Annotated in this window: 9 protein-coding genes and 1 riboswitch; of the genes, 4 read left to right on the plus strand and 5 right to left on the minus strand. The window is 62.1% G+C overall.

Going from position 1 to position 8,913, the window contains the following annotated elements; all coding sequences use genetic code 11:
* The first annotated feature begins 20 nt into the window (after positions 1-20).
* Positions 21-179 carry a nuclear transport factor 2 family protein gene (locus tag ABX74_RS30070; protein WP_411269032.1) on the plus strand — a complete coding sequence of 53 codons (159 nt, stop codon included), beginning with the start codon at positions 21-23 and terminating at the stop codon, positions 177-179.
* A gap of 3 nt (positions 180-182) precedes the next feature.
* On the opposite strand, the gene ABX74_RS25885 is transcribed toward ABX74_RS30070, so the two are convergent.
* Positions 183-416: a hypothetical protein gene (locus tag ABX74_RS25885; RefSeq protein WP_007729258.1), complete on the minus strand. Its 234-nt coding sequence runs from the start codon at positions 414-416 to the stop codon at positions 183-185.
* A gap of 280 nt (positions 417-696) precedes the next feature.
* Here ABX74_RS25885 and ABX74_RS25890 point away from each other — a divergent pair, with 280 nt between their 5' ends.
* Positions 697-2,190, plus strand: a complete 1,494-nt coding sequence (locus tag ABX74_RS25890) for a stealth family protein (RefSeq protein ID WP_020970156.1) — start codon at positions 697-699, stop codon at positions 2,188-2,190.
* 51 nt (positions 2,191-2,241) lie between these two features.
* Here ABX74_RS25890 and ABX74_RS25895 read toward each other — a convergent pair whose 3' ends face one another.
* From ABX74_RS25895 to ABX74_RS25905, 3 genes are all read right to left on the minus strand, one after another.
* A complete protein-coding gene (locus ABX74_RS25895) occupies positions 2,242-3,609 on the minus strand; it encodes an NtaA/DmoA family FMN-dependent monooxygenase (protein ID WP_020970157.1) in 1,368 nt (455 codons plus the stop codon).
* A 20-nt stretch (positions 3,610-3,629) separates the two neighbouring features.
* On the minus strand, positions 3,630-4,976 hold the full coding sequence (locus ABX74_RS25900) for an LLM class flavin-dependent oxidoreductase (RefSeq protein ID WP_020723661.1): 1,347 nt from the start codon (positions 4,974-4,976) through the stop codon (positions 3,630-3,632).
* Positions 4,959-5,072: riboswitch (SAM riboswitch) on the minus strand. It overlaps the preceding gene by 18 nt.
* A 78-nt stretch (positions 5,073-5,150) precedes the next feature.
* Positions 5,151-6,056, minus strand: a complete 906-nt coding sequence (locus ABX74_RS25905) for a phosphodiesterase (RefSeq protein ID WP_047890012.1) — start codon at positions 6,054-6,056, stop codon at positions 5,151-5,153.
* A gap of 339 nt (positions 6,057-6,395) precedes the next feature.
* Here ABX74_RS25905 and ABX74_RS25910 point away from each other — a divergent pair, with 339 nt between their 5' ends.
* A complete protein-coding gene (locus ABX74_RS25910; RefSeq protein ID WP_003940669.1) occupies positions 6,396-7,769 on the plus strand; it encodes a dicarboxylate/amino acid:cation symporter in 1,374 nt (457 codons plus the stop codon).
* 172 nt (positions 7,770-7,941) lie between these two features.
* A complete protein-coding gene (locus ABX74_RS25915; protein WP_047890013.1) occupies positions 7,942-8,301 on the plus strand; it encodes an excalibur calcium-binding domain-containing protein in 360 nt (119 codons plus the stop codon).
* A gap of 52 nt (positions 8,302-8,353) precedes the next feature.
* Here ABX74_RS25915 and ABX74_RS25920 read toward each other — a convergent pair.
* Positions 8,354-8,913: alpha/beta hydrolase (locus ABX74_RS25920; RefSeq protein WP_047890014.1), on the minus strand; the 560-nt coding region annotated here is incomplete at its 5' end.

Consider the following 8,913-nt stretch of genomic DNA (forward strand, 5'->3'; position numbering starts at 1 on the left):
CCACGGCGATCGCCGTGGACGTGATGTCGGAAACTACAGCCCGCGCGGATGCGGTGTGGACGTTCTACGTCGACACAGCCACGTCGCCCGAACTCAGCGGCGTCGGGAGCTACGCGGACGAGTTCGAACTCGAAGATGGGCGGTGGCGACTCTCGCGACGGGTGATTTCGCGCGGCTGACGCTCAGTCTTCTTCGCCGGTGATCGCCTCACACCAGTCTTCGACCTGATCGATCCCCTCTTCCGTCCATTCCGGGCTCATATCTTCGAGTGCATCGAAGACAACCTCGCAGGTCAGCATCTCCGGTGAACCCTCCGACCCCGCTGCCTCGGTTCGCTCCGCAGACGCTGTCGCAACTGGGCCGGCGGCCAGCGCAACCGCCATCGCGCCTGTTCCGACCATCGCTTTCACACGCATCGGTTCTCCTCCTTCACTCTCGCTTCGGTCCTCGGGGTACCCGACTCGCCCCGCGCTACCCATCCCCGTCACTCATGTCCGACTTTCGGCGCCGACGGCATAGACTGAGCTCGTCGCCACCACGCTCTCGCAGCGTCGGGGGCGACAGATACACAGTTGGATCAGAATCGGAAGGCATCCCATTACAGAATCTCCCGCTCCGCACGACATCTACTTCGTACCCCCGGAGCAGGACAGCCCCAATCCCGTGGAACCGGCGTCGGCCGCGTCACGCGCACGGATGGGCGAGCTACCCGAGACCGTCCGATTCAAGAATCGTTTTGCCCTCGCGATCACGACCACCACGCCGCTCGAAGCGATGGTCGAAGATCTCCTCTTCATCCGCGACATCCTCGACGCCGCAGGAATCGAGTATCTGCTCGTCCGCGGAAACGACGAGCGCCCGGTCATCGCGGTCAGCTGGACGGAACGCAAGAACCTGCGGCAGGCACTTGTCGAGGGATGCGCCAACGCACCCTTCTATTCCAAAACCGTCGACGCGAAGAAGAGTCCAGCGCTCCTTGTCGCGGACGGTGCCCTGTCGAAAACCAACAAGTCACGGATCTTCCGCTTGTTCCGTCCGAGGGTTCACGTCGCAAGCGGTATGAACTACGGCGCGAACATCGGCGTTCAAATCGAATTGTGGTCGATTTCCGACGAAGAAATCGTCCTACCCGTCGAGAACTCACTGACACGACGAACCGTCCTCCCTGAAGAAGCGGTCCGAGGAACCGTCGAGCGATTCGGCCGGATCTGGCCGACCATCGAGAACATGTTCGCCGATCATGCCTCCGATATCAGCTTCGATATCGATCTGGTCTTTTCCTGGGTCGACGGCTCTTCCAAGGAGTTTCAGGCTCAGCGCGCCAAGCGCATGCAGAACTACATCGTCGGAGAGGGCGACGAATCAGAAGCGCGCTTCCGTCAGATCGACGAGCTCAAATACGCGCTTCGATCCATCCACATGTACGCGCCGTGGATCCGGCGGATCTTCGTCGCAACCGATTCCGATCGTCCGGACTGGCTTGCCGACGATCCGCGAGTCACGTTCATGCCCAGCGAAAAATTCTTCGCCGATCCAAGTGTGTTGCCTACCCATAATTCTCAAGCTGTCGAGTGCCAGCTGCACCATATTCCGGGTCTGGCAGAGCATTTCCTCTACTCCAATGACGACATGTTCTTCGGTCGCCCCGTTGGCCCGGACATGTTCTTCTCCCCCGGTGGGATCAGCATGTTCATCGAGGCCGACACCAGAATCGGATTGGGACACAACGACAACGACCGCAGCGGGTTCGAGAATGCGGCTCGCGTCAACCGCCGGCTACTCCAGGACCGCTTCGGTCTGATGACCACCAGGCATCTGGAGCACGCAGCGACGCCACTACGCAAAAGCGTGATGGCCGAGATGGAACGCGAGTTCGCCGAAGACTTCGCGGCCACTGCAGCAAGCACCTTCCGCGCGAGTTCCAATATCTCGGTGACCAATTCGCTGTATCACTACTACACACTGATGAGTGGACGGTCGGTGGTACAGAAGTCCGCAGCCGTCAAGTACGTCGATACGACGGTCAAAGCCGGTTTGCGCGACATGGACTCACTGCTCGCCAAGCGCTCCATGGACTTCTTCTGCCTCAACGACGGCAGCGCTCCGGAGATCGATCTGGAACTTCGCACACGCAAGATCACGGAGTTTCTGGAGAGCTATTACCCCATCCCGGCGCCCTGGGAAGCCTAGACAAAACAAGGGCCCAGCCGATTTCGGCTGGGCCCTTACTACTTCGGTCGATCAGCGTGCTGTCGCACGCTCCCGCTGCACCGGGATGGGCAGTCCGAGATTGTCACGCAACGTCGTTCCTTCGTAGTCACTGCGGAGAACACCTCGATCCTGCAGCAGCGGCACCACGTCGTCGACGAACTCGTCGAGGCCGGTCGGCACGAGGTGCGACCCGAGGATGAATCCGTCCGAACCGTCGTTGCTGACAAACGAATCTATTTTCTCGGCAACCTGCTGCGGTGTACCGACGATCGGTCCACGCTCGAACTGATCGATCACCACTTCGCGCAGATTCAACTTCTTGCTCTCGGCTACCGCGCGCAGTTTTGCGACGGTCGCGAAACGATCTTGGTGAATGAAGGCGCGGCCCTGGATGATCGGCGGAGCCTCGGGATCCGGAGCGATATCGGGTAGTGGTCCTTCGGGGTCGTACTTCGACAGATCGAGATTCCAGATCTGTTCGAGCAGAACCAAAGCGGTCTGGCCGGTGACCTGCTGGTCGCGAATCTCTCGGTACTTCTCGATCGCATCTGCCTCCGAGGTGCCGAGAACAAAACTCGCCGACGGCAGGATCTTGATGTCACCCGGGTCACGTCCGGCCGCGACGGCACGTGCTTTGATATCGCGATAGAAATCGGCCGCCTCGGGCAACTGACCGTACGGTGAGAAGATCGCGTCGGCATTGCCGGCAGCAAAATCGCGCCCCTGCGGCGACACCCCGGCCTGCAGAATAACCGGGCGCCCTTGCGGGCTACGCGGCACTGTGAATCGGCCGTTCACGTCGAAATGCGATCCATGAAAAGCGAATTCACCGGCATCCGGTCTCGCGAGAAAGCGCCCTGATGCCTTGTCGGCCACGATGTCGTCGCTTCGCCACGAATCCCACAGTTCACGCACCAGCGCTACGGTCTCCTCCGCACGCTCGTATCGTTGCGCGCGGTCGAGGTATCCGCCGCGGCGAAAGTTCTGGCCGGTGAATGCGTCGAACGAGGTGACGACGTTCCAGGCGGCACGCCCTCCGGACAACTGATCGAGCGTCGCGAATTGGCGGGCCAGTTCGTACGGCTCGTTGAACGTGGCGTTGATGGTGCCGGCCAATCCGAGGTGTTCGGTTACTGCCGCCAACGACGCAAGGACCGTGAAGGTGTCCGGCCTACCGATGATGTCTTGGTCGAAAATCTGTCCCGCACGCTCACGAAGGGCGAGGCCTTCGGCGAGGAAGAAGAAGTCGAACTTCCCACGCTCGGCGGTTCGAGCGGTGTGCTCGAAAGAATCGAACTCTATCTGGCTGCCCGCCTGCGGATCCCACCACGCAGTGTGATGGTTGACGCCGCCGAGGTAGGCACCCAGGATGACCTGCTTACGCTTCTGAGAACTCATGAGAATCTATTCCTCGTCTGTCAGGCGGCCGGAGTACCGGCGGCGTAGCGGTTGGGAACGTCGATGGGTAGACCAAGGAGTCCGCGAAGATTCGTCTGCGGATATTCGGTGCGGAATACGCTGCGTCGCTGCAGTTCAGGCACCAGCTCACCTGCGATGGCGTCGAGGTCGTCCACGAGGACGCCCGGCCGCAACCGGAAGCCTTCGATTCCCAACTGCTGCCACCGGAGCAGGAGATCCGCCAACTCCGCAGCAGAGCCGGTGAAGGTCAGCGCGTCCGAACGGTATTCGGCGCCGGCCTGCGCGTCGAGGCGAGCGAGCCGTTCCTTTCCGGTTTCTTCCGGCGTATCGAAGAAGACGACGATGTCGGTGAAGACCCGAAGAGGTTCGCCGGTGCGCTGCACGTGTTCTTCGGCTGCTCGCACTTCACCCAGGATTGCCGTGACCTGCTCGTCGTCGAACGGCGTCACGAACACCAGATCGGCCGTCCGCGCCGCCAGCTCGTACGCGACCCGCTGATGTGCCAACGCGGTAACGACGGGATGCCCCTGCGGCGGGCGCGGAGTCACCGACGGTCCACGGACCGAGAGGTACTTTCCCTCGAAGTCGATGTAGTGCAACTTGTCTCGGTCGATGAACCGGCGCTGCTCCACGTCACGGATCTCGGCGTCGTCCTCCCAACTGTCCCAGAGTCGCCGGATTACGTCAGCCGCCTCCGCAGCTTCGTCGAACAGGTCGCGCACGAAGTCCGGGAGGACGCCTGAAACGATCGACTGACGGTCGGCATCGGTGAGCGCTGGGATGTCGCGACGCCCGAACTGTGCTGCCTCGGATTCCGACGCCGAAACCTTCACCTGCCATCCGGCGCGACCGCGCGAGGTGTAATCCAGCGTGGCAACGGCTTTGGACACGTGAAACGGCTCGGTGTGAATGGTGGTGATGGTCGGGATCAAGCCGATGTTGCTCGTGATCGGTGCCAGTCGGGCGGCCACGAGATGTGCGTCGAGCCGAGCGCGCACCCGATCAACCGCGTCGTCGACGGGCTCGAGTGGGTTGGCCGGCACCGAGAGACTGTCCTCGATGGTGACGAAATCGAGCAGACCCCGCTCGGCGGTCGTCACCACGTCAGTCCAATACGACGCGCTGAACAGCTCACTCGGGCGCGAGTGCGGCTCTCGCCAGGCTGCAGGGTGCCAACCGGCACCGTCCAGCGCTACGGCGAGATGCAACGGAGCAAGATGAGAGGAGGGGGTGGAGGTCATCGGCGCATACTCCTGTTCGAGAACTACTCGGGAGCGCACAGTGCCGACCGCAGAAACCGTCAGCACCCGACTGACGGTTCTCGTGGCGACTGCCGCTTGCGACACGCACCACGCGTATCGCCAGGTGTGATTCCGGGGCACCCCATCGGCATGAAGGGTTGCCGTCCAGCTAGCCGGTCCTTGTTGCTGGAGCTCTGCACCTACCTCGACGGTAGTGAGTACGCGACAGCCCGGCAATCGCCCAGAACTGCGCCGGAGTGCCGGAAACCGCCTGCCACCTCAGATGATCGAGCGTGCCGCCTTTTCGCTCTCGAGGATTCGAATACCGGCAGCGCTGAGCCTCCGGGCTCCCTCGTCCGCGTCGACAGGCTCACCGACCGTCACGTGCGCGCCGAGTGGAACGACCGAATGAACAATTGTCTCGTCGTAGACGTGCACCAGGTTGCACCCCTGAGCCCCGTCACGACCACGCTGACCACCGACTTCCACGTTCAAGTCCTGGGTGTAACACGTCGACGACGCCACGGACACCGGAATGCCGGCGAACGTCGCCGTCGTCGAATAGTGCAGATGCCCAGCAAGAATCGCCCGGACGTCGCTGCCACGCAAGACGTCTGCCAACCGGGACTGATCGCGCAACTCCACCAGAACCGCGAGATCCTGAATGCACGGAACCGGCGGATGATGCAGCGCCAGAATTGTTCCGTCGGGCGCGGGCACCGCCAATTCTGTGCGTAGCCAATCCAATTGACGATCCGAGATCTCACCGTAGTGATGACCGGGAACCGACGAATCCAGGGTGATCACCCGCAGTCCGTCAAGGTCGTAGACGTTGTCGACGGGATGATCGGTGGCGTCCTCGCCCAACAGCAGAGACCTGAAAGTAGAGCGGTCGTCGTGGTTGCCCATCGCCCAGATGACCTGCGCATCGATCTCGGCCGCCACGGGTTCCACGATGGCTTTCAATTCCGCGTATGCGTCGGGGTGTCCCTGGTCGGTCAGGTCGCCGGTGAATATCAGTGCATCCGGGCGTGCGCCCGAGGCCACGATCCCGCTGAGCACTTCCCGCAATCTCGTCGACGCATCTACGGCGTCGTACAACTCCCCCTGAGCCACCAGATGCGTGTCACTGAGGTGCACCAGGAAATGCTTCGGACGCGGGTACTCGGCATTCCGAACGCTCATCGGTCTCTCGCTTCCGCTTGCCGACGCTTAGGCGCCGGTGCGGCACCTACTGATCGTCGAGACTAGTCAACCGACCAACAGTGACTGATCGGGGCACGCCCGACGAACACGAAGCGAACTCCCGCGGCGACCCTCGGGATCGAGTAGTTGAAGCTGCGAGTAGTGTGTGGACAGTGTTGTTCCTGACCAGTCGGCGTTACGTCGACCTTCGCCTGCAGGCGAGCGCAATGTGTACGCGCTCGCTCTGACCTGACGCGTACCAGGAAACATTTCTTCGAATCTGCCCGGCCTCTGGTGCCGCGCTGCGTTTCGCTCCCTTGATTTTCGAAAGGCATAGTCATGCCCAGCTCCACCTCCACCGGCGTGCCGGAAAAGTCCACGTCCCGTTTTCCGTCCTGGGCGACGGCATTCGGACCGCAGATCGTCGCCGGTCTCGTACTCGGCGTCATCATCGGTCTCGTCGCCCGGGCAATGCCTGATGCAGCCGACGGCAACGTCAACTGGTTGGTCGGCACCGTGCAGACCATCGGTTCGAGTTACGTCAAGCTGCTCACCGTTGCGGTGATCCCGCTGGTGTTCACCGCCATTGTCAGCTCCATCGCCAACCTGCGCCAGGTCGCCAATGCAGCTCGCCTGGCCGTCCAGACCTTGCTCTGGTTCGCGATCACCGCTTTCATTGCTGTGATCATCGGCATCATCGTCGGCCTGATCACCGATCCCGGTTCACGGACCGACGTCGCCGCCGAAGCAGCGAAGGAACCCAAGAGCTCCGGCTCGTGGTGGGCGTTCATCACCGGACTGGTTCCGAACAACTTCCTGGGGTTGGGTGCAAAGACTTCCGTCGCCGAAGGCGTGGCGACTACATCGCTGAGCTTCAACGTCCTGCAGCTGCTCGTCATCGCCGGCGCAATCGGCATTGCTGCACTCAAGATCGGACCCAAGGCTGCTCCCTTCCTCGAATTCAACGCTTCGCTGCTCGCGATCGTCCAGAAGGTCCTGTGGTGGATCATCCGCCTCGCCCCGATCGGCACCGCTGCGCTGATCGCCAACGCTGTCGCCACCTACGGCTGGGATGCGATCGGCTCGCTGGGCGTCTTCACCGCCGCCATCTACATCGGTCTGGCCATTGTCTTCTTCGTGGTCTACCCCATCCTGATTGCCGCACACGGTCTCTCGGTTCGAAGCTTCTTCTCCGGTGTCTGGCCCGCAACTCAGCTCGGGTTCGTCTCACGCTCGTCGATCGGCACCCTGCCGCTGACCGAACGCGTCACCGAACGCAACCTCGGCGTTCCTCGTGAGTACGCCTCGTTCGCAGTTCCGCTCGGTGCCACCACGAAGATGGACGGTTGCGCCGCAATCTATCCCGCGATCGCGGCAATCTTCGTCGCCGGCTTCTACGACGTTCCGCTGACCTTCACCGATTACCTGCTGATCGTCGTCGTTTCGGTCATCGGCTCGGCAGCAACGGCCGGAACTACGGGTGCGACAGTCATGCTCACACTCACACTCTCCACCCTTGGTCTTCCCTTGGCCGGCGTCGGACTGCTCCTCGCAGTCGAACCGATCGTCGACATGGGCCGTACCGCAGTCAACGTCACCGGCCAGGCACTGGTCCCGGTCATCGTCGCAAAGCGTGAGGGAATCCTCGACAAGGAGCGCTTCGACGCTCCCCGCAACGGTGATCCCTTCGCCGAGGAACTTGTCGACGCGTAACCCTCGCTGACAGCAGCAGCGTCCCCGCACCCGAGCAATACGGTGCGGGGACGCTGCTTTTCACCCCAGGTTTCACCCTTACCGAAATAGACCATTTGGTCGTTATGACCAGTATGCTCAGCCGGCACAGCCCTCCGAAGTGGAAGGGCTGCCCAGTTGAACACGAGGTCACATGAAGCTCCGCCGTCTGGCATTCAGCGTCGCAGGTTGCGCCGCAATCACTCTGGTTGCCGCACCCGCCGCTCAGGCATCCACGGTTTTCGATTTCCTACCGATCGAGATCGCACGCATGATTCCGACTGGCTCTGCCGACGCAGTCCAGCCGTTCCTCCCCCCAGTCTTCGCACCGCCTGCACCGCCCGCTCCGCAAGCGCCCCAGAACCCGCCGGCGCCGCAGAACACTCCCGCACCGGCGCTGTATTACCAGAACTGCACTGCCGTGCGTAACGCCGGCGCAGCTCCGTTGTACCGGGGCCAGAACGGATATGCCCCGCATCTCGACCGGGACAACGACGGCATCGCCTGCGAGTGATCCAACGCTCGGGTTGTGGTGCACCCACAACCCGAGCACTGTTGTCGAACCGTCAGACGCCCAATGCCCGGGACAGAGTCGGCCACGCCTTCGGCAATCGTTCACGCCAATACGCCCACGCGTGTGTGCCGTTCGGCTCGTAATCCACCTGCGCCGGAATCTTCAGCTCCTGCAACCGCGCGTCGAACATCTTGGTGCAGGCGTGCGCAGCAACCTCGATGCCGCCGCCGATCACCAGGCGCTCGAGCAGTTCAGGAGTCTGCAGCGTCTCGTCAGATCCGGGACGACCATTTGCCGTCGACACGTAGATTTCCTTGCCACGCAACTTCTCTGCGTTGATCAACGAATCGTGTGCCTCCCACTCCGGGCCCCCTGGCACACCCCAGATGTTGGCCGGATCTCCGCTTCGAGAAGAAATCGTGGCCTGGACGGCAGTTCGGCCGAGCGGATCCATCGTGGAATAACAGCCGCTGAACACGGCAACGCCGCGATACATGTCCGGAAAGCGTTGGGCGAGCATCATTGCACCCATTGCGCCCATGGAATTGCCGGCAATCGCGTTGATTCCGTTGGTCTTGAGTCGCGCGTCGATCAGCGGTGGCAACTCCTCGG

The organism is Rhodococcus sp. ARP2 (assembly GCF_001029585.1).
Lineage (GTDB): Bacteria > Actinomycetota > Actinomycetes > Mycobacteriales > Mycobacteriaceae > Rhodococcus_F > Rhodococcus_F erythropolis.

Excerpts from the sequence above, each read along its gene's own strand:
- ABX74_RS25885 (WP_007729258.1), bottom strand. The coding sequence starts at position 416 with ATGCGTGTGAAAGCGATGGTCGGAACAGGCGCGATGGCGGTTGCGCTG.
- ABX74_RS25890 (WP_020970156.1), top strand. The coding sequence starts at position 697 with ATGGGCGAGCTACCCGAGACCGTCCGATTCAAGAATCGTTTTGCCCTC.
- ABX74_RS25895 (WP_020970157.1), bottom strand. The coding sequence starts at position 3,609 with ATGAGTTCTCAGAAGCGTAAGCAGGTCATCCTGGGTGCCTACCTCGGC.
- ABX74_RS25905 (WP_047890012.1), bottom strand. The coding sequence starts at position 6,056 with ATGAGCGTTCGGAATGCCGAGTACCCGCGTCCGAAGCATTTCCTGGTG.
- ABX74_RS25910 (WP_003940669.1), top strand. The coding sequence starts at position 6,396 with ATGCCCAGCTCCACCTCCACCGGCGTGCCGGAAAAGTCCACGTCCCGT.
- ABX74_RS25915 (WP_047890013.1), top strand. The coding sequence starts at position 7,942 with ATGAAGCTCCGCCGTCTGGCATTCAGCGTCGCAGGTTGCGCCGCAATC.